The sequence below is a fragment of the Gammaproteobacteria bacterium genome (assembly GCA_028819075.1).
GTDB lineage: Bacteria > Gemmatimonadota > Gemmatimonadetes > Longimicrobiales > Gaopeijiaceae > BD2-11.
This window is the reverse complement of record JAPPMM010000057.1, coordinates 1-20,529: the sequence shown is the minus strand read 5'-3', so window position 1 is coordinate 20,529 and position 20,529 is coordinate 1. Positions and strand designations below refer to the sequence as shown.

The 20,529-nt window shown below is 64.9% G+C and carries 16 protein-coding genes and 1 CRISPR repeat array; of the genes, 13 read left to right on the top strand and 3 right to left on the bottom strand.

Annotated features, from left to right (window positions below; translation table 11 throughout):
* Positions 1 to 271: 271 nt before the first annotated feature.
* The 8 genes from OXU32_15660 (at position 272) to OXU32_15625 (ending at position 12,411) form a co-directional block, all read left to right on the top strand.
* Positions 272 to 3,193: an N-6 DNA methylase gene (locus OXU32_15660; protein ID MDE0075392.1), complete on the top strand. Its 2,922-nt coding sequence runs from the start codon at positions 272 to 274 to the stop codon at positions 3,191 to 3,193.
* A gap of 357 nt (positions 3,194 to 3,550) precedes the next feature.
* Positions 3,551 to 4,042 (top strand): hypothetical protein, encoded by a 492-nt coding sequence (locus OXU32_15655; GenBank protein ID MDE0075391.1) that lies wholly within the window; start codon positions 3,551 to 3,553, stop codon positions 4,040 to 4,042.
* A 563-nt stretch (positions 4,043 to 4,605) separates the two neighbouring features.
* On the top strand, positions 4,606 to 6,318 hold the full coding sequence (gene cas1, locus OXU32_15650) for a CRISPR-associated endonuclease Cas1 (protein MDE0075390.1): 1,713 nt from the start codon (positions 4,606 to 4,608) through the stop codon (positions 6,316 to 6,318).
* A gap of 6 nt (positions 6,319 to 6,324) precedes the next feature.
* Positions 6,325 to 6,618 (top strand): CRISPR-associated endonuclease Cas2, encoded by a 294-nt coding sequence (cas2, locus tag OXU32_15645; GenBank protein MDE0075389.1) that lies wholly within the window; start codon positions 6,325 to 6,327, stop codon positions 6,616 to 6,618.
* Positions 6,584 to 8,986 carry a CRISPR-associated helicase Cas3' gene (gene cas3 / locus OXU32_15640; GenBank protein ID MDE0075388.1) on the top strand — a complete coding sequence of 801 codons (2,403 nt, stop codon included), beginning with the start codon at positions 6,584 to 6,586 and terminating at the stop codon, positions 8,984 to 8,986. The genes cas2 and cas3 overlap by 35 nt, the downstream gene beginning before the upstream one ends.
* A 124-nt stretch (positions 8,987 to 9,110) precedes the next feature.
* Positions 9,111 to 9,983, top strand: coding sequence for a type I-C CRISPR-associated protein Cas7/Csd2 (cas7c, locus tag OXU32_15635; GenBank protein ID MDE0075387.1), 873 nt, complete (start codon positions 9,111 to 9,113; stop codon positions 9,981 to 9,983).
* Positions 9,984 to 9,986: 3 nt separating this feature from the next.
* A complete protein-coding gene (gene cas5c, locus OXU32_15630) occupies positions 9,987 to 10,625 on the top strand; it encodes a type I-C CRISPR-associated protein Cas5c (GenBank protein MDE0075386.1) in 639 nt (212 codons plus the stop codon).
* 1 nt (position 10,626) lies between these two features.
* Positions 10,627 to 12,411 carry a type I-C CRISPR-associated protein Cas8c/Csd1 gene (locus OXU32_15625; protein MDE0075385.1) on the top strand — a complete coding sequence of 595 codons (1,785 nt, stop codon included), beginning with the start codon at positions 10,627 to 10,629 and terminating at the stop codon, positions 12,409 to 12,411.
* A gap of 230 nt (positions 12,412 to 12,641) precedes the next feature.
* A CRISPR array of direct repeats spans positions 12,642 to 14,147; the repeat unit is 36 nt; unit sequence GTGCGCCCGGCGCCAGCGCCGGGCGAGGATTGAAAC.
* Positions 14,148 to 14,221: 74 nt separating this feature from the next.
* On the opposite strand, the gene OXU32_15620 is transcribed toward OXU32_15625, so the two are convergent.
* The 3 genes from OXU32_15620 to OXU32_15610 form a co-directional block, all read right to left on the bottom strand.
* Positions 14,222 to 15,364: a site-specific DNA-methyltransferase gene (locus tag OXU32_15620; protein MDE0075384.1), complete on the bottom strand. Its 1,143-nt coding sequence runs from the start codon at positions 15,362 to 15,364 to the stop codon at positions 14,222 to 14,224.
* Positions 15,365 to 15,374: 10 nt separating this feature from the next.
* On the bottom strand, positions 15,375 to 16,745 hold the full coding sequence (locus OXU32_15615; GenBank protein MDE0075383.1) for a restriction endonuclease: 1,371 nt from the start codon (positions 16,743 to 16,745) through the stop codon (positions 15,375 to 15,377).
* A 535-nt stretch (positions 16,746 to 17,280) separates the two neighbouring features.
* Positions 17,281 to 18,003 (bottom strand): S24/S26 family peptidase, encoded by a 723-nt coding sequence (locus OXU32_15610; GenBank protein ID MDE0075382.1) that lies wholly within the window; start codon positions 18,001 to 18,003, stop codon positions 17,281 to 17,283.
* A 92-nt stretch (positions 18,004 to 18,095) separates the two neighbouring features.
* Between OXU32_15610 and OXU32_15605 the strand changes: the two genes are divergently transcribed.
* The 5 genes from OXU32_15605 to OXU32_15585 form a co-directional block, all read left to right on the top strand.
* Positions 18,096 to 18,281, top strand: a complete 186-nt coding sequence (locus tag OXU32_15605; protein MDE0075381.1) for a hypothetical protein — start codon at positions 18,096 to 18,098, stop codon at positions 18,279 to 18,281.
* A 77-nt stretch (positions 18,282 to 18,358) separates the two neighbouring features.
* Positions 18,359 to 18,904 carry an AlpA family transcriptional regulator gene (locus OXU32_15600; GenBank protein MDE0075380.1) on the top strand — a complete coding sequence of 182 codons (546 nt, stop codon included), beginning with the start codon at positions 18,359 to 18,361 and terminating at the stop codon, positions 18,902 to 18,904.
* Positions 18,901 to 19,191: a TrbC/VirB2 family protein gene (locus OXU32_15595; GenBank protein ID MDE0075379.1), complete on the top strand. Its 291-nt coding sequence runs from the start codon at positions 18,901 to 18,903 to the stop codon at positions 19,189 to 19,191. The genes OXU32_15600 and OXU32_15595 overlap by 4 nt, the downstream gene beginning before the upstream one ends.
* The gene (locus tag OXU32_15590) at positions 19,191 to 19,496 is read left to right on the top strand and encodes a VirB3 family type IV secretion system protein (GenBank protein ID MDE0075378.1); all 306 of its coding nucleotides are present in this window, start codon (positions 19,191 to 19,193) and stop codon (positions 19,494 to 19,496) included. Before OXU32_15595 ends, OXU32_15590 begins: the two co-directional genes overlap by 1 nt.
* Positions 19,463 to 20,529 (top strand): hypothetical protein (locus tag OXU32_15585; protein ID MDE0075377.1); only part of this gene is annotated, 1,067 nt, incomplete at its 3' end. The genes OXU32_15590 and OXU32_15585, both read left to right, overlap by 34 nt.

The following is a 20,529-nucleotide window of genomic DNA, read 5'->3' as shown; positions in this document are numbered from 1 at the left end:
AGGCCGTTTCGGAGGCCGTCCCAAGGCTGGCTCGACGCACGCTAACGTCGTTGAGCCAGCCCACCCGCTGGGGCCACGCTTCGCGCGTCCCCGAGCGGGGCTGGCGAGGGGGCCGTGCCCCCTTCGACCCCCAGCGTTCCGATCCGATTTCTGAGCATCGGACCGGAGTGAATGTAGCCGCCGTCCGAACCGCCGCGAACCCGCGCGACGTGGTATCTTCCTTGAGAATTGCCGGACGGCAGAGGCATGGCCGAAGCGTTGGGAAGATACGATGGCCGGACCGAACAAGAAGCTGGTTGCCGCCGTGGAGGCGTACTTCGCCGATCTTCGGCGCGTGCGCGCATCGGGCGGCGCGACGGCGGAGCGCTCGTACTATCCGGCGCTGGAGGGCTTGTTGCGCGCGGTCGGAGCCACGCTCAAGCCCAAGGTGTTCTGCGTTCAGGAACTGGCCGATCAGGGAGCCGGGCATCCCGACCTTGCCCTGTACACGGCGAGGCAGGTTCAGAAGGGCCGACCGAGGCCGGAGCAGGTTCCCGAGCGTGGCGTCGTCGAGGTCAAGGGCGTTGGCGACGATGCGTGGTTGACGGCGGGGTCCGGGCAGGTAAGCCGCTATTGGGGCCGTTACCGTCTGGTGCTCGTCACGAATCTACGGAACTTCGTCTTGGTGGGCGCGGACGCGGAGGGCAGCCCCGCCAAGCTCGAAACCTTCACGCTGGCCGAAGATGCCGAGGACTTCTGGCGCAACGTGGAGACACCCCGCGCCTTCGCCCGCGAGGTTGGCGCGGGTCTCGGTGAGTATCTCGCTCGGGTGCTCTCGCACCGGGCCGCCCTGGCCGAGCCGAAGGACTTGGCGTGGCTGCTGGCTTCCTACGCTCGCGACGGCTTGGCCCGAGTCGAGGCGGCGGGGAACGTTTCGTCCCTGCTGGCCGTCCGCTCGGCGATGGAGGATGCGCTCGGCATTCGCTTCGAGGGCGAGCGCGGGGAGCGGTTCTTCCGCTCAACCCTGATCCAGACTCTGTTCTACGGCATCTTCTCCGCATGGGTGCTGTGGTCCCGCCATGAGCAGAAGAAGAACGGACCGCTGTTCGAGGACCATTACAGTCCGCGTCGATTCCGTTGGCGCGAGGAGGTCTGGCACCTGCGGGCTCCGGTGCTGCGAGCCTTGTTCATGCAGTTGGCCGATCCGGGACGGTTGAAGCCACTTGGGCTGGTGGAAGTGCTGGACTGGACATCGGCCGCGCTCGACCGGGTGGACCGGACGGCATTCTTCTCGCGGTTCAACGAGGGCGAGGCGGTGCCCTACTTCTACGAGCCGTTCCTCGAAGCGTTCGACCCGGCGCTCCGCAAACAGTTGGGTGTGTGGTACACGCCGACCGAGGTGGTCCGCTACATGGTGGCCCGCGTGGACAAGGCGCTGAAGGACGATCTCGGGATACCGACCGGCCTCGCGGCCGAGAACGTCTATGTGTTGGACCCGTGCTGCGGAACAGGGGCCTATCTGGCGGAGGTGCTTCGCCGGATCGCAGGCAATCTCGGCGAGCATGGCCTCGGGGCGCTCGCTGGCGCGGCGGTCAGGAAGGCGGCAACCGAGCGGGTGTTCGGGTTCGAGATCATGCCCGCGCCGTTCGTGGTCGCACACTTGCAGGTCGGCCTCACGATGCAGAATCTGGGCGCGCCGCTGGCGGAGGACGGATCGGAGCGCGCCGGGGTGTTTCTCACCAACGCGCTGACCGGCTGGGAGCCGCGCACGACCAAGCCCTTGCCGTTCCCGGAACTTGAGGAGGAGCGCGACCTCGCCGAATCGGTGAAGCAGGACATCCCGATCCTCGTGATCCTCGGCAATCCGCCCTACAACGGGTTCGCGGGCATGGCGGTGGACGAGGAACGCGAACTTTCCGAAGCCTACCGCACGACGAAGGAGGTACGGAAGCCGGAGGGCCAAGGCCTGAACGATCTCTACGTCCGGTTCTTCCGAATGGCTGAGCGGCGCATCGCCGAGAAGACCGGCCAAGGCGTGGTCTGCTTCATCTCGAAATACTCGTGGCTCGACGGGCTGTCCTTCACCGGGATGCGGGAGCGCTACCTCGAAGCGTTCGACGCGATCCGGATCGACTGCCTGAACGGCGACAAGTACAAGACGGGCAAGGTCGCGCCGGACGGCTCGCCGGACCCGAGCATCTTTTCCACAGAAGGCGATCCGGTCGGCATCCAAGTGGGTACTGCCATCGCCACGCTGGTGCGCAAGGTGGACCACGAACCCGCCGAAGGGGTCGGGTTCCGGCACTTGTGGGGACAGGCCAAGCCAGCGGAGTTGACCGCCACGGCCGACGAGGAACCGGACGTGCTGTACTCCGAAGTCGCACCGCTGCTGCCGCTGGGCCTGCCGTTCGCGGAGACTGCGGTGAGTCCCGATTGGTTCGACTGGCCCGCGCTGCCCGACCTGTTCCCGGTCTCGTTTCCGGGCGTGCAAACTGGTCGTGATCAGTTCCTTGTCGACACCGACCTCGACCGCCTCCGGGCGCGTGTCGGCGACTACTTCGATCCGGCCCTGAGTCACGGGGAGATCGCGCGGCGTTATCCGAGGGTCATGAAGTCCACGGCGCGGTTCGATGCCCGAGACGTTCGCGACGCGCTGCTGAGGCGCGGCGGGCCGGACGAGTCCGGGTTCATCAGCTTCGCCTACCGGCCATTCGACACCCGTTGGCTCTACTGGGAGAAGGACACCAAGCTGCTCGACGAGAAGAGGGCCGACTACAGGCCGCACGTGTTCGAGGGGAACTGGTGGCTATCCTCCGCCCAACATCTGCGGAAGGGAGCCAGTGAACCGCAGACTTGGTTCACGCGAGACATGGGGGCTCGGCATCTGATCGAGCGCGGAGCGCTGATGTTTCCGGCGTGGCTCCGCGAGGATGGCTTGGGAGCAGCTTCTGGGACTGACCGTCGTGCCAATCTCTCGGGGAAGGCGCAACGGTATCTCGACCGTCTGAGCCTCGGTGTCGAGGATCTGTTCCACCATGTGCTCGCCACCCTTCACGATCCGGCGTATCGAGAAGCCAACGAGGGGGCGCTGCGCATGGAATGGCCGCGCATTCCGCTGCCCGGCTGGCCGGACGGAGAATCCGAAGGAGCGGCGGAGGCACTCGCTGGATCAGCGGGTGCCGCACCGCGTGATTCACGGCGAGGAATCGTCTAAAGTAAACTGGGACTGCACGATCTGCTTCCCTTGCCGTTGGGTCGTATCAGACTCCAGCGTATCAAATTTCGTGGCAAATCGGCATAGAAGAGCGGGATTCGCCGGGACGACAACAGTGGCAGCCGGACGGGCTTTCCGTCTCAGGCCCGTACCAACGACAACCGGCACTTGGCGTGACCTCGCCGAGAGATAGACGGGAGGGCCGGGCGGTCAAGCACAACCGTGCTGAGGCCTCTCTTGCGCTCGCAGGCTGAGTGAGATGTCCTGTATTGTTGATGGTTCCTTGTCGGAGGTTGAACCGGCCAGGACGACGGTCGGGATGGAGCCACCCAATTGACTCTGTGGGGGAATCGACCCTTGAGGATTGAACACTGGAACGCGAACACGGCGTACTACCGCGAATCGGATTGCTCCGGGCTGAACGACAGCATGACGCGCGCGTACGGACGGCTGATCGCGGGGGCGGGCGCGTTCGAGACCCCCGCGCCTCTGCGGCATCGGGACGATCCGTGGCGGCTGCAAGTGCTCGCGCACGAGAACGGCCCGCGCGTCCTGCAAGCGCGCATCGTCGCCCCGGACGAACAGCCCGTCGCGGTGCTGGCGGTGGCGGAAGGCTGTGGCGACGGCCCGCGACGGGCATGGCGCGAGACGGTGGCGGCTTCCCCTTGGATGAGCGCAGAACGCGGCCCGAGCGATTTCCGCGACCACCTGCCGAACCGACCGTGGGTAATCATGGGCTTGCTACCGGCGCTGGCCGTCCACGGCGCGGCCGTGGAATGGCTGGGGGAACTTGAGCAGTGCATCGCGTGGGCCTTCCTCAAGAGCCTCCCGCCGATGGCGAGCGCCTGAAGCCGTCCGCCGAGATGTGGCGTTTGGTGCCGGCATTTCGACGAACGGCCTCCCTCCACCGGCTCGGTGAGAGCTGAGGATTTCGTAAAGCTGTGGCTCGCTGAGCGCAAGCGGACGGAAGGTCCAGGTAACGGGCTTGCCGGAGATGGCCGCGCACCCCCTCCGATCCGATATCGAGGTAGATCGTCCGCTTCGAGGTGACCCGCTCCCGTCCCGCCGGGCCGACCATCGAACACGGCGTGCTCAAGGTGACCCAGCACTCTTGGGTCGAGACGGTGGTCTAGCTCGTCAACCAAAGACGGCACCTCGCTTCAGGAGAGCGCGGTGCCGTCCAAGGTCAGGTCGAGTACCGCGTCCAAGAGGGGATGCCCGGGACCGACGAATGCCGCCACCGGTTGTCTCCGCACGGCGCCCGTCACGGGTCAGATCCGTGCCGGTATTTCGGTTGTCCAAGGTACACCTGTCATCGGACTTCGTCCCCGTGCGCCTTGTTGATGGGTCTGCCGACGAACACCTTGAGAGGCGAACCGCCTTCATCGTTGACCACCAGCGACGCGCATCCCATGACACAGCGCGACCAAATCTCCCTTCCCCGTCCACCTCCACCGACCGACTCCCGTACGCCTATGGTGCCGGCGCGCATGGTCAACGAGTGGGTATACTGTCCACGGCTGGCTTATCTGGAATGGGTGGAAGGGGAGTGGGCCGACAGCGCGGACACCGTCCGAGGGAGTCGCGCTCACACCCGCGTGGACAAGGGCGGCGGCCGTCTCCCTTCTCCCGACGCCCTCGACGGTGAAATCTCGCAGGTCCGGTCCGTTACGATGTCGTCGGAACGCCTAGGCGTGATCGCGAAGATGGATGTTCTTGATATCCGCGACGGGGTGGTCATGCCGGTGGACTTCAAGAAGGGCAAGCGCCCCCACGTTGCGACCGGTGCTTACGAGCCCGAACGCGTCCAAGTATGCCTTCAGGCCATGATTCTCGAAGACAACGGATACGGGGTCGAGCAGGGAGCGATCTGGTACGTCGGCTCCCGGGAGCGGGTGCGAGTCAACCTGGACGAGGAACTTCGCGCCAGAACGCTCGAAGCCGTTCGCGACCTGCGCGGCGCGGCGCAGACGCGGACGCGGCCAGCGCCGCTGGAGAACAGTCCCAAGTGCCCGCGATGTTCGTTGGCGGGCATCTGTTTGCCGGACGAGACCAACCTGTTCAACCGCGGCTATCCGCCCCGGCCCCTGAACCCATCGGACGATCCCGCCCTTCCGCTCTACGTCCAAACTCCACGCACGCGGCTACGCAAGAAGGGCGAGCGTCTAATCGTCGAGTCCCAGGACGAGACCGTCGAAGTGCCGATGATCGACGTGTCCCAAGTGGCATTGTTCGGGCCGGTGTCTGTAACTACCCCCGCCCTTCACGCGTTGATGCGGGCGGAGATCCCTGTGTCCTGGTTCTCGACCGGGGGATGGTTCCTCGGGCACACCATCGGGACGGGAAACGGCAACGTTGCCGTCCGCGAAGCCCAGTATAGAGCTGCGTTTAGCGAACGCCGGAGTCTGTCTTTTGCACGCGACCTAGTAAACGCCAAGGTGCGCAATTCCCGCACGATGCTCCGCCGCAACTGGCGTCCCGAACGCGGTACGGACGACAAGCAGGACGCGATGGCGGGACTCAAGCGAATCGCCCGGCGTGCGCTCCATGCGAACGATGCCCAGCAGCTACTCGGTTTCGAGGGAGAGGCGGCGGCGATCTACTTCTCCCAATTCGAGAAGATGCTGGCACCAAGCGGAGCGGAAGACTTCGACGAGTTCTCGTTCGCAACCCGCAACCGCCGTCCTCCCACCGATCCAGTGAACGCCATGCTGTCGCTCGCGTACGCGCTGCTCGCCAGAACGCTGACGACGACGATTTCCGCAACCGGTCTCGATCCTTACATGGGTCTCTATCACCGCCCGCGCCACGGTAGGCCAGCGCTTGCTCTGGACCTCATGGAGCCGTTCCGTGCAATTCTTGCGGATTCCTGTGTCATCCAAGCAGTGAACAATGGTGAGGTGAAGCCGAATGATTTCGTGTCGAACGGACCAGCGTGCTCGCTGAAACCGAAGGGTCGAAAGGCGTTGATTGCGGCTTTCGAGCGCCGACTGGACCAGGTCACCACGCATCCGCTGTTCGGATACCGTGTCTCCATGAGGCGTATGCTGGAGGTCCAAGCCAGACTGCTCGCCCGCCATTTCCAAGGCGAGATCGTGAAGTACCCGCACTATCTCCCCAGGTAGCCTGACATGGCAAAGGAACGCCTCTACCTCGTCACCTACGACATCTCGGATCCCAAACGATGGCGCCGCATCTTCAACCTGATGAAGGGATACGGACACTGGCTCCAGCTGTCGGTCTTCCAGTGCCGGTTGACGGCCCGCCGTCGCGCGGAAATGACCATCCGACTCGAAGAATGGATGAAACCGACCGAGGACCATATATTGATCTTGGACTTGGGTCCCGCAGACAAGGTCAAGCCCCGAGTGGAGAGCTTGGGAAAAAGCTATGAAGCCCCCAGGCGACAGGCCACGATCGTCTGAGCAACCCGCTGGCGGATCCGCTGGAGACATCGGAGAGAAGGGACACTCCGCCACCGAGGACGGAGAGTGGGATCGGCTGAACGGGCCGACAAGCCTTGGACCAATCGCGCATTCGGAGAACGAGACCGGACGGACCCACGATCTGGTCGCCCACCTTCGTAGCGTTTCCGAACTGGCGTGCGAGTTCGCGCGCGAGTTCGGCGGCCACCATCTGGCCAAGTATCTGGGGATGTGGCACGACCTCGGCAAGTTCCACCCGGACTGGCAGGCGTATGTCCATGCGAGTCGGGGAGCAGGAGCACCCGACCACAAGTGGGCGGGGACCCGGATGGCCGCTCACTGGGCGGGCAGCGCGGCGCTGGTGGTGCATGGTCACCACGGCGGACTGAAATCGCTGGCCCGCGTTAGGAGCTTCCTTAGCGACGAGGCGTTGCAAGAGCGCGGGTGCGAGGCGCTGGCTCTAGCACCAAGATTCATCCCCGATCTGGAGCCGTCCGAAGATCTTGGCTTGGTGCCGCATTATGCCACCAGAAGCCACATCCATCTGGAGTTCTTCCTGCGGATGGTCTTCTCGTGCCTGGTTGATGCAGACTACCTCGACACCGAAAACCACTTCAGGCCCCGGGGCTGGCAGCCGGGGGAAGCCCGTGGCGAGATCACGGCCCTGAGAGATGTTCTCGACAGCCACTGTCGGGTACGCTTCTCGGGCGCTTCAGGCACGGTCAACGAATGTCGGCGGGCGATACGCGAAGATTGCTTGAGAGCCGCAACCGGAGCTCCGGGGCGGTACAGTCTGACCGCCCCGACAGGTTCCGGGAAGACTCTCTCGGTGATGGGGTTCGCCCTTGAGCACGCCGCGCTCCGGGGCATGGACAGGGTGATCTATGCCGCTCCGTTCATCAGCGTGACCTCCCAGACGGCGGAGGAATTCCGCAGTGCTCTCGAAGGGGGTGCCGAGGCGGTTTACCCGACGGAGCGCACGGCGGAGACGCTACGTGACGCGCTAGGTGAAGGCGTGGTCTTGGAGCACCACAGCAACGCCCCTTGGCGAAGCGAGGAGGCGGCTGGGACTCCGTGGGCGCGGTGGTCGGAACTGTCGTCGGAGAACTGGGATGCCCCAGTGGTCGTGACGACGACCGTTCAGCTGCTGGAGAGCTTGTTTTCGAACAGGCCGGGTAGGTGCCGCAAGAATCATCGCATGGCTAACGCGGTGATCGTGCTCGATGAGGCCCAGTCGATTCCTCGCCATGTCACGGTCCCCTCAATCGACGCGCTGCGTTCTTTGACCGACGACTACGGATCAACGGTTGTGTTGGCCACCGCGACCCAGCCCGCGTTCGAGTCGATTCCCGGGATCGAGCGATTCGACCCAACCGAGATCGTCGACCGCGTAGAAGAGCACTTCGATACCCTGAGGAGGGTCTCCTATCGTTGGAATCACCGAGAGGAGCGGTCTTGGTCGGAAATCGCTTTCGAAATGATGGCCGCGCCGCGTGGTACGGCGCTCGGTATCGTCAACACCCGTGGCCACGCTCGCCTCCTGCTGGAAGCTCTCCGCGCCGCCCAAGCCCCCGACCCGATGCTTCTGTCCACCAGACTCTGCTCCCGGCACCGCCGCCGCGTCGAGGAAATGGTCAGACAACGCCTGAAGCGCGGGGAACCATGTCTGTTGGTGTCCACGCAGATCGTCGAAGCGGGCGTGGACTTGGATTTCCCGGCGGTGTGGCGCGAGTTCGCCCCCCTGCCCTCGGTCGTGCAGGCAGCGGGCCGGTGCAACCGCGAGGGAAACATGGAGGATCTCGGGACGGTCACGGTCTTCAGGACGCCCGATACATGGGCAGCTGCCGATGCAGTGTACGGCCCCGCCATCGGCCAGACGGAAAAGATCGTTTCCTCCCACGACTTCGCGTGCGACCGACCGGAGACAGCGATGGCTGGGTATTTCAGAGAACTCTATGGCCTGTTGGCACCGGGGAACGGACTCGACAGGTGTTCGATCCAAGATCGGCGATCAAACGGGAACTTCCCTTATGACGAAATAGCAAAGGACTTCCGCCTGATCGAGGACGATCAATTCCCCGTCGTGATCACCAACTTTGAGCGCGGAGACGAGGTGCGCGGCTGGCTACAGTATCTCGATAATATGGCGGAGGGTCCCGCCACGCCGGACCCGACCAAGGCGCGGAGGCTTCGCCGACGTCTGCAGCCCTATCTGGTCGACCTCGGGCACCGGGATTTCGAGCGTGCCCGCGCCGATGGCATGACGGGGGAACGGGGATCGGCATCGGGGTTTCCCGAGTGGACGGGGCCGTATGATGCCACGGCGGGTCTGGTCTTGGATGAGCCCAACGCCCGGAGGAGGTTGTGACGCGATGGGGTTCTCGTATAGCTTTATGGAACTATGAGCACTGTTTCGTTAAACACGGCAGTGAGGATTGAAACATGGATCTATGGAATACAAGGAACCAATCGCTCTTGGCAGGAGAACCGGCATGACGACATCGCAGAACCGCATCACAGACACCCGCCGCAGACACGATTTCGTGCTCCTCTTCGACATAACGGACGGCAACATCTCCGGCGATCCGGACGCTGGGAACCTCCCGCGCCAAGACCCTGAAACCGGTGCCGGCCTGATCACCGACGTGGCCATCAAGCGGCGGGTCCGGGACTATGCCGCCGCCGAAGGCCACGCCATCTTCGTCCAAGGCGACACTTACCTGAACGCCCACTTGGAGAGAGCATACAAGGATGAGGGACTGGAGGCACGCTCCACCTCCCGGAAGGACCGGGAAGCCGGCGGGAACCGGCTGTGCGCCACGTTCTGGGACGTGAGAACGTTCGGGGCGGTGGCGAGCACGGGCGACTACAACTGTGGGCAGATCCGCGGCCCCGTGCAGTTCACGTTTGCGCGCTCGGTCGACCCGATCAATCCGATGGTCCACACACTCACCCGCAAGGCGTTCACGACGCGGGAGAAGTTCGAGAGCACGAGCAGCGAGACCGAAATGGGCAGCAAGGCGACCATTCCCTATGGCCTCTATCGCGCCCACGGCTTCGTATCGCCCCCGTTCGCCGGGAGGACGAAGTTCAATGCCTCGGATCTGGAGCTCCTTTGGAGGGCGCTGAGAATGATGTGGGACCTCGACCGTTCGGCCGCCCGTGGCCTGATCGCGACCCGGGGACTGCACATCTTCTCCCACGAGTCCGAACTCGGCAACACGCCCGCCCACGAACTCTTCGACCGCGTTCGGGCGCGGCTGAAGGACGGCGTGGAGACTCCGCGATCATTCCGGGACTACAAGATCAAGGTCGATGGCACAGGACTCCCCACGGGCGTCTCGCTCACCAGCTTGGTGGGATAGGTCATGAGACCCCTATCGGTGCAGGTTTGGGGAGAGACGGCCTGCTTCACGCGGCCGGAGCACAAAGTCGAGCGGGTGAGCTATCCGGTGATGACTCCGTCGGCCGCCCGCGGCGTCCTAGAGGCCATCTACTGGAAGCCAGAGTTCGAGTGGGTGGTCACGGGGATCGACGTGCTCAGGCCGATACGATGGCATTCGTTTACCCGCAACGAAGTCAACCGCCGAGCCACCGGTTCCGTTGGGTTCGTCGCGAGCGCGGCCCGCACCCAGCGGCACACCGTCGCCCTGCGCGACGTGGCCTACGTGATCCGTGCCTGGCAGGAACCGCGCCCGCACGAAAAGGAAGGTGTCGTCCGGCATCGGGACGTGTTTCGGCGGCGGGTCGAGCGCGGCCGGTGCTTTCACCGGCCCTACCTGGGTTGCCGGGAGTTCGCGGCGCACTTCGGCCCGGCAGTGACGGGCAACGCGCATCCCATCGACGAAACGGTTGACTTGGGACCGATGCTCCTGGACTTGAACTACGATCCCGATGGCTCGGGTCGCGGAACACCCGTTTTCTTCGACGCCATGCTGCAAGAGGGGACGCTGGTCGAAGCGCGGAGCTCCCGCCTCCCCCGCCGTCCGTTGTCGCGAAAGGTCTGAGATGCTGTTCCGGCGACTCATGGAGTATGGCAAGGGACTGGAGGACGGGTACGCGTATTACCAGAGGGACGAGAGCACTCTCGTTGTAGACATCGACTCGACCTCTGGGAAGGTGCAGCCCATTCACATGGGCACTGAAGGGCAGCCACTCGCCGTCCCCAAGGTCAACAGAACGTCTGGGAACGAACCGTTCCTTCTGGTCGAGGGACCCGAGTACGTTTTCGGAATGCCTGTGGGCAAAGGAGAGAGGCGGGCGAGGCGGGCAGAAAAGAGACATGCTGCGTACCGGGAATTGCTGAACCGTTGCGCAGATGAGACCGGGAGTTCGGCAGTTGGAGCGGTGGCGGATCTGGTGTCGGACGCTGACGCGTTGTCCTTGTTGGAGGCACGCCTGTTGCCCGGCAAGGAGCCGAGAGTCCTGACCGAGAAGGAGGCCAAGCAGTGGATCGCCTTCCGCGCTGACGGGAGCTACGTGCATGACCAGCCGGATGTTGCAGCGTTCTGGGCACGGGAGGTCGAACGTTCATCGGCCACCGGAGAGGGCCGCTGCTCCGTCTGTGCCCGCAGAGGCCCGCTCGCGAAGAAGAACCCCGTGAAGGCCAAGGGTGTGGGCGCGGCTGCTGTCACCAGTGCCAACGAACCGGCGTTCGTGTCGTTCGGACTGGAGAAGCATGGTCCGAAGACCGAGAGGTATCGTACAACGTCGGTCTGCCTTTCCTGCGCCTACCGCGTCACCGTTGCGTTCAATGACCTCATGGATTGGAAGGCGGGCGGCGGTCGAAGCCTCGCCGCGACACACAACCGCGGCGGTAGCCACCGGATCGGGGATGCGAAGCTCGCCTACTGGTCAACCGGTGACCCGGGGTTCGCAGTGGACATCATGCGATGCCTAGAGAACCCGTCATCGGCTGATGTCGCTGAGCTGTTCCGGTCTCCTCGCACCGGCAGGACGGCGCTTCTCCCCGCAGACGCTGGCTTTCACTCATTCACTGCGTCGGGATACAAGTCACGGGTGGTGTTCAGGGACTGGATCGACGTGCCGCTCCGTGAGGTGCAGGCCAACGTTCATGGATGGGTCGAACGCGTGAACATCGTGGGGCAGAACGGGGAACCGGCTGCTGTCGGTATCGGCCAGCTGCTGGCTTCCACCGTGCACCCGCGCAAGGACATCAGGGCCGCCGATGGGCTTGCCCTCTGGCGCACAGCGCTGCTCGGCGCGCCCTTCCCGCAACGTTTGCAAGCAGCCGCGGTACGACGAGCCTCGGTCGAGCGGAGGATGACGACCTCCCGCGCCGCCATTCTCAAGGCCGCTGTGCTCGACCGCACCGGTCTTGCACTCCGAAACAACGACCATGAACTGGAGAACGACCGCATGAACGACGCATCGACCGGCAATCTGACGCGACTGAACCCGGACCATCCCAGCCCGGCCTACCACTTGGGCCGCCTGTTGGCGGTGCTCGACGACATCCAGTACCAAGCCCAGAAGATCAGGACCGTGGTCGACCGCAACGTCGGAGGCGCGACGAGTAGCCCGATGGCCGTGTTCCCGCGATTGCTGGAGATGGCGCGGAAGGCTCATCTGCCGAAGATCGAGAGGGCCGAGGAGACAGGGCGCCGACACATCCTGCAAAGACGACTGGAGGGGTTGATCCCTGAGAAGTTCCCCCGAAGGCTGGGATTGGAGGACAAATCGCTTTTCATGGTGGGCTTGTACCACGAGGAAGCCGACCGCCGGGCAAGGATAGCCGCCGCAATAGCCCAGAAGGAACGGGGCGGTGGGTAGGCTACTAATTCAATGGCGTGATCGCATCTACCTCGTTGCCGCCGCGGGTGCGACCGCTCCGTCAATGCAACCAGGCCGGGACAGCGCTCGAATGTGTTGGACCGCAAGGGCTTGTGATGGACAAGACACGATCGGAGGACGGATACCGGGATCGGGAATCTCCGGTCGTGCTACAGCGCTCGCATTCTCCGTCGTATGCGATGTCCGGCCATGGGGTTATGCTTATGGCTGTGCGCCCGGCGCCAGCGCCGGGCGAGGATTGAAACGCGGCGCTGCCCGGTCCGGTCAAGGTCGCCATTGCCGTGCGCCCGGCGCCAGCGCCGGGCGAGGATTGAAACGGCGGAACCTTGGATGATCCGGCCCACGTGGCGCTGCGTGCGCCCGGCGCCAGCGCCGGGCGAGGATTGAAACGCGCAATCCGTTCCGGAACCCGACGGCAGCAGGGGCGTGCGGTGCGCCCGGCGCCAGCGCCGGGCGAGGATTGAAACCGAGATCCCGTCCGCGACCGGAGTCAGCGCGTACTTCTTGTGCGCCCGGCGCCAGCGCCGGGCGAGGATTGAAACGAGAAGGAGTGACCGCGCCGTATCACCGTTTCCCCAGTGCGCCCGGCGCCAGCGCCGGGCGAGGATTGAAACTTCGGCGAGAGACGGTGGTAGACGCCCTTGTGGGCGCGGTGCGCCCGGCGCCAGCGCCGGGCGAGGATTGAAACTCGCGCCTGTCTTCTTGCGTGCGTGCGAGCGTCGCGCAGCGGTGCGCCCGGCGCCAGCGCCGGGCGAGGATTGAAACGGAAGCGCTGGACGATCCATGTTCCGCGATCATCAAGTGCGCCCGGCGCCAGCGCCGGGCGAGGATTGAAACGTGAGGGAGCTGGACAGCTTCGTGGTGAGACGTGCAGCGGTGCGCCCGGCGCCAGCGCCGGGCGAGGATTGAAACCGCCAGGGCATGCTCGATCTTCTCCAGGGCGCGGAGGTGCGCCCGGCGCCAGCGCCGGGCGAGGATTGAAACTTACCGCAGTCCAGGCAGGTCCACGTGGGCGCGTCAGGTGCGCCCGGCGCCAGCGCCGGGCGAGGATTGAAACACCCAGACCTTTACAAAATTGTCGAACAGATGGCCGAGTGCGCCCGGCGCCAGCGCCGGGCGAGGATTGAAACTGAATCATCGAGGGCAGCGATGACCTGCCTGGGAAAGTGCGCCCGGCGCCAGCGCCGGGCGAGGATTGAAACCTCGGACGGCTGGGACACGAAGCCCCACCTACACGAGTGCGCCCGGCGCCAGCGCCGGGCGAGGATTGAAACCTCGGACGGCTGGGACACGAAGCCCCACCTACACGAGTGCGCCCGGCGCCAGCGCCGGGCGAGGATTGAAACAAGGGCAACGAAGCGACCGAGTGGGGAACCCGGCTCGTGCGCCCGGCGCCAGCGCCGGGCGAGGATTGAAACGAGGATGCCGCCCCGCTGATTGATCTCCACCGCCATCCCGGTGCGCCCGGCGCCAGCGCCGGGCGAGGATTGAAACACGTTGTCGAGATACCGGACGCCGCCCGGCTGGCGGATCGTGCGCCCGGCGCCAGCGCCGGGCGAGGATTGAAACACTCACTGGATCGACCCTCAGTACGCCAAGGATCCCCGTGCGCCCGGCGCCAGCGCCGGGCGAGGATTGAAACTCATGGATCTCAAGCGTCAGGATGGTTCCTTCAACCGGTGCGCCCGGTGCGGATTGAAACGGCGATCCGCCCCAGCTTCGTTGAAGCCCCAAGCACCGCACGACGGGTATGACCAGAAAGAGGAATTCAGCTATGCGTTTCAACCGCCTATTTGACCTCAGACCTCGCGGAGCGATCTGAAAAGGCGCGGCGCATGACGAATTCGTACTGTTCGCGAGCACTTTCTAGCATATCGTCGGGCACCTTCGCCGGGAGATCTTTCGGCTTGACGGGACGCTTCCTGCCCCCATCTTCGGCGAGTGGCGGATCCGCACCATTTTCCCACAAGATGTCCGGTCGAGGGACCCGGTAGTAGTTTGACGGGTCACCGGGCTTTGTGGCTACTTTCGCAGTCTCGCGGGGATCCCGGACGAAGCGACCCAAGGCAGCTTGACAGTACTCGTCCAACAGCTCGATACACGCCCACCTACGCCCGGTTCGTTCACACACTTCGCCGGTGACGCAGCTTCCGGCAAACGGGTCAACCACCAAATCGCCGGGTTCGGTCAGCATCCGGATGAAGTACTCAGGGAGCGCCGCCGGGTAACGCGCCGGGTGCGGCTTGTGGCCCTTTTCCTCGCAATAGCGCAGGTAGAAGCTGTTGCTCTCCGTGTTCGGAATCGCAATGAGGTTGGGCGGGATGGCCGCACCGTTGTCAATGCTGAACTTGCTGCTGATGTCATGGCCGGACGGGCGCTTCTTCGCACGGTAACCTTTCGTCAGCAAATCCCGCATGCTCGGACTGTAGGGCTGGAGAACGCGGCGGTTGCTGGCTTTGGGCCAAGGAGTCTTGGAGAGCCACCAGACCGTGTTGACGGCGTCCTTCACTCTGATCCGGCGTACTGTCACCCACTCGGCGGGCGTTGGGAGTTTCGAGGGATTCCACCAATAGAACTCCTGTGCGAGGCGGAAGTCGAACTCCTCGCAAAGCATGATGAGCAGCTTGAAGTGGTAGAGGTTCCGGGTGGGGTAGCCCTTGTTCCAAGCTCCGCCGATGTCGATGACCAAGCTGCCGTTGTCCTTGAGGACGCGGTGAAACTCGGCGGCGAATGACTTGAACCAATCAACGTACTCGTCGGCCTCGACGTTGCCGTAGTCTTTCTTGCGAACCAAGCCGAATGGTGGGCTGGTCATTATGAGGTCCACGGACTCGCCGGTGTAGCTCGCCAGCACGTCGCGACTGTCCCCCTGAATGATCTTCCCCAAGGGGGTTTCGCGAAACGTAGTGAAGGCGGGCTGTGCTTGCGACATGGGCGGGCTCCTACAGTTCTAGTTTCTTGAGTTCCATCGCGTGGCCGGCCTCGCGATTGAACACATCGACGATAGCAGCGGGACGGGCCTCGATCAGGGCAAGATCGTCGCCATCCAGCATGACGACGCAGAGATTGGAGTCGGTCATGATCTTGTTGGCGTACCGCCGGGCGTCTTCGCTGATCTTGCCGGTCGACACCATGACGATCGCGTTGCTTTTGAGGAAATGTGTGAGCCCCACTTCCTTGGCTACGTCGTCCAGCGATACACGACCGGCGTTCTTGCACTGGACCTGCCACCGGGAGAAGACGAGCCTGGTGCTCTGGAATACGAGATCCACCTCGGCTCCACCGGTGGCTGCGCCGCGGAGGCGAGTCGCCACGTAGGTCAGGTCAATGAGGCGCATGAGCTTGAAGGCAAGCGCTTCGAGTGCGAGGCCGCGAATGTGTCGATCTTCCGCTCTCAGATCCGCGCGCACGTCCCGGAGCGACTTGCGCAAGAGGGGCCGCAGATCGGCATGGGTCAGGTGCTCGATCTGCTCGATCAACGGTGCGATGACATCGACCTCCAGCTTGTCCGTGGCCGTGACCATGAACGGCTTGGCACCCCGACCCGCCTTCTTCGTACCGCGCTCCAGCTCAATGTACCCCGCTTTCTCCAGCGGGTAGAGAACCTGTTTGGGAAGGTTCTTTTCGTTGAACGTCACGCCGTAGGTGGCGGCCGCGAGTCGTTCGATGTCGTTGGATGGGTGCGGGCCACCCCCGTCGATGTTGGCGAGAGCCTTGAGATAGGCGCGCTGTTGCGGTGAGAAGATGGCCAGAGCTTCGAACTCCTCCACGGCGATGCCGAGAATCTCGTTGAGGCGCGCCTGATCAACTCGGTAACCCGAGACGAGCACTCCGCCTTTTTCAAGCCAGAGGCGCATCGTGCTCATGTGCTTACCGCCGCGCGGCACAGCGATGCCTCGCTCCTGAAGCCACTGGCGGAGCTTGATGAGATTGATTCGCTCACCCGCGACATGCATGTCCAGCAGACACTGCACGAAGCTCATTCCGCGACAGTTCTTGAGAATGTGGCGGGCGAATGCCTCGAAGAGCGCTACTTGGTCGTGGCGGCTCGCATAGAGTGCCTCGCCCATCTCGGTGAGAGTGGCATCGGACTCGCCGATGAGCCCGTAGGCCCGGAGGGACAGCTTCGTATTGTTGGCGAGTTTGCGCTTGTTGTAATCGCTGGTCTTGTGTTCAGCGAAATAGCGATCTCTCACGGCCTCTTCGAAGGTATTCCAATCCGCACCGTGCTCCTGCGCCAACTCCAGTAGGACCGGGAGATCGATCCGGTCTGGCGAGAACTCGCTGCCGAACGGAAGATCGCTTCGTGGCATATGACCTCGGCTATGTGAACAGCGCGGAGGTCGCGACTCCGCTGATCGTTCGAGCAGCCACGGATGCGGCTGAACCGCTCTTGATGCCGCAGCTAACGTAAGGATCGCGGTGGATCGCCGAGGGTTCTTCCCCGTCCCCTTTCAGACCTCTTCGCGACATTTGGGCCACGGTTGTCTTCGACCTCTCGGCGTTCGATCCTCGCCCAAGCCGCTCCCGCCGTGCGAAGCGGACCCGCCACCGGCGACTCCGGTGTGTGACGCTGATCGGCGGCATGGGTTCCGAAGCGGATCCGTGCGCTGCGACGGGAAGCGGGATGGCTGAGCGGATCGGACCCGGCGTTGCCAAGCTTGCGGCCTCGGCTTCCTCTAACCGGTCCGTCGGGCTGTCCATGGGCTCTCCCTCCAAGTCACGAGTCGGCCAACCAATATAGCCCCCTCTCGCCGTCCCCAGCACCTGGCTTCGCAAACACGCAGTGTACTCATTGCGGTGACGTACCGACCGCTCCGGTCATTCCGCGAGACGCGCGCCAACCCCTCATAGCCGTTTCGAGATCCAGACCGCCCTGCCGACGACTTGGATCTCCCCGGCGAGCTGCTCGTGGCTGTCGTATTCGGGGTTGACAGGCTTGAGGACCACGCGGGGCGGGTCGGAGTGCGGCACATGCTCGATCCGCTTCGCGACGAGCGCGATGCCGTCCCAGATCACGAAGATCCCCGGCGGCGCGGGCACCGTCCGGCTCGCGTCGATCAGGATGTGGTCGCCGCTTGAGAGCAGCGGCTCCATCGAGTCGCCGTCCACCTCGATCATCCAGAGGTCGCCGGGATCGGCCCGGAGCCGGTGGCGGATGAACGAATCGGCGAACAGCCACGCCTCTCCGGTTTCCCGCAACGCACCGTTCCAAGCCTCCGTGCCCGGATCCAATCTGACATCGGCCTCCGGCACGACGCTGTAGCCGACCGGCGCGGAGTAGGCGTCGGAAGGCGGTGGCGGCCGCTTGGCGTGCGTCGAGAGCCGGTAGCTTCTGCCGTGCTTGAGGAGCTCGGGCCGGCAACCCAGATGCTCCGCCAGGATCTCGCGGTCGTCCTCGGCGAGGATCTTCGGCGTGCCCCTGTGAACGAACTGTTGCAGGTAGGCCTCGTTGCGGCCCATGGCAATCGACGCGGCCTGCAAGGTCGAGCCCTTCGTGGTCAGGAGCTGGAGTAGCCGCCGACGCACCGGATCGAGCCGCGCCGGGGCCGGTTTCCTTTTGTTTTTCATGGATTGAAATAGTCCCGATTCCGGGCGGCTTCGCAAGGCAGAGGGGGAAACCGCCGACCGACGGCCCGGCATCGCCTTACACGTCCGGATACGTGACCCGCCACTCGCTGGCCGGCGGCGCCGAGTCCGCCGTTTCCGCGCCTACCGCACAGGCCACCTTCAGATCGTTTCGGGAGACTGCCCGCAAGCGTGCGCGGGGGTGCTTCACCGCCCCGCTGGCGGCGGAGTCCAGCGCCAACTCGACGGTATTGGACCTCCTCGACGTTATCGACACTTAGGCGATCTCCTAGCTGTTGACTCCCCTGCGGACAAGTCTTCACCGTTTTCGCCATGAAGACGCGAGAGCAGTACGGCCATGGAGACGTTGGAGCGGTACTTCAACGCGCGCGTCGCCGCGTTTCTCGACCGCACGGGCATGCCGCCGACGACGTTCGGCATGAGGGCCGTGGGCGACCCGAACCTGATGCGCCAGATCGCCGCCGGGCGCTCGCTGTCGCTACGGATGGCGGACCGAATTCTGGCCTTCATCGACGGCTACGACGCGGACTCGGACGGCACGCGTGCTCCACCGCACCGCCACCGGCACCGCTGGTCGAAAGCAGCCGCGGGACGAACGAGAGGGAGTGGAGAGATGGCCGATAGGCCGAGCGAGAAGAGAACGGACGAGCCGATCCGCTTCATCCGGGCATCCGAGATCACGGCCCGGCTGGGGGTGGCGCGGCCGACGATCTACGGCTGGGTGGATGCGGGTCGCTTTCCCCCGCCGATCCACCTGGGTCCGCGCGCGGTCGGCTGGATCAGGTCGGAGTTCGACGCGTGGATCCACAATCGAATTGCCGAGACCCGGGGCGGTGGAGAGTCCGTCGCCCCAATGACCCTTCAGGGAAAGGACAGGAAATGATGAGAACGTTGCTGACGACGATGCGGACGACCGCGTGGGCCTTGCTGCTGATGCTGACGCCCGGTGCGCTCAACGCGCAGGGCACGAGTCCGTGGGTGGACGCGGTGAACGAGCTACAGACGCAGTTCACGGGACCGATCGCGCGCGGGCTGTCGCTGATCGCGATCGTGGTGGGCGGGCTGATGTTCGCGTTCGGCGAGGGCGGGAGCAAGCGCACGCTGGCCGGGATCATCTTCGGGATCGGGATGGCCGTGGGCGCGGTGAACTTCCTCGGCTGGCTGTTCTGATGCGGGGCCTCAGGCGCTGGGCCGGATACGCGGCGCTGAACCGTCCGCTGACGGTGCTGGGCGTGGAGCGGCGGCTGTTCCTGCTGGGCGCGACGCTCGCGGTCGCGGTATGGAACGCGACGGCCTCGCTGGTGGCGGGCGGCTTGGTGTTCGCGGGTTGCTACGGCGCGGGCTGGCTCGCGGGCCGGCGGGACCCGGCCATGCTGGCCGTGCTGAGGACCGCCGCCCGTTATCCGGCGCGGATCGATCCGGGCAAGTGGGCGGACGAGCCGTGGCATCTCCGCATCCGGACGGACTCGAAGTGAGAGTCGCGGAGGAACGCCGGGCCTACGAGGCGGCGGGCTCGCTGGCCGAGGAGCTGCCCTACTGGGGCTGGCTCGACGATGGCCGCACCTGCCTGACCCGTTCGGGCGAGTTGGTCGCGGCGGGTCGGATCCGGCCCGCTGTCACGGACGGCCGCACGCCCGAACAGATCGACCGGGTGCTCGGTCTTTGGCAGCGGTTGATGTCGGGCCTGAGTTCCGACACGCGCCTCCAGTTCCACATGCTCCGGCGCCCCGGCCTCGCCGAGGGTCTAGACGACCGCGGCTCCGACATCGCGTCCCTGTCGGGTCGCAAGCGAAGCGCGTTCCTCGCCGGGCGCGTCCAGCGGCTCGAAGCGTTCGTGGTCTGGTCGCACGACCCGGGCCTCCGCCCGGCGGGTGGAGGTTCCGGGCCGGGAATCTTGTCGCGGCTCGCGCGAATCCGGAAGCGCCGCAGCAAGACGGCAGCCACCTATCTGGCCTCGGAGATCGAGGCGGCCGCGGGCCGGTTCCGGGCGATGATCGACGCGGGCCGGTCGCTGGTGGCCGAGCACACGCCCGTCGAGATGCTGGGAGCCGTCGAGGCTTCCCGGCTTCTGTCCGAACTCGTCAACCGCCCCGGCACGTTCTGGGACGGCTCGACGGGCAGCGGCATGAACTGGCGGCTCGCGGTCTCGGAGCTGGAGGCGGAGCGGTCGCACCTTCGGCTCGACGGCGAGCCGGTGATCCTCTATTCGCTGCTGTCGCCGCCCGGGCAGGCGCACGCGAACCTGCTCAAGGACCTCTACTGCCTCGATGCCGTGACGACCGTCTCGCTCGAATGGCGGCCGTGGACGGTGGAGGCGGCGCGGCGCCGGATCCGGAGCGCCCAGCGCCACTACTTCTCTCGGCGCTACTCGATGATGGCGCACGCGCAGGACGCCCAGGGCACGGCGGCGGCGATGGTCGATTCCGCCGCTGCCGCCGAGTCCGACCGTCTGGGAGCGGCGCTCGTCGAACTCGAAGCCGACGGCGTGGCCTACGGCGAGGCGTCGCT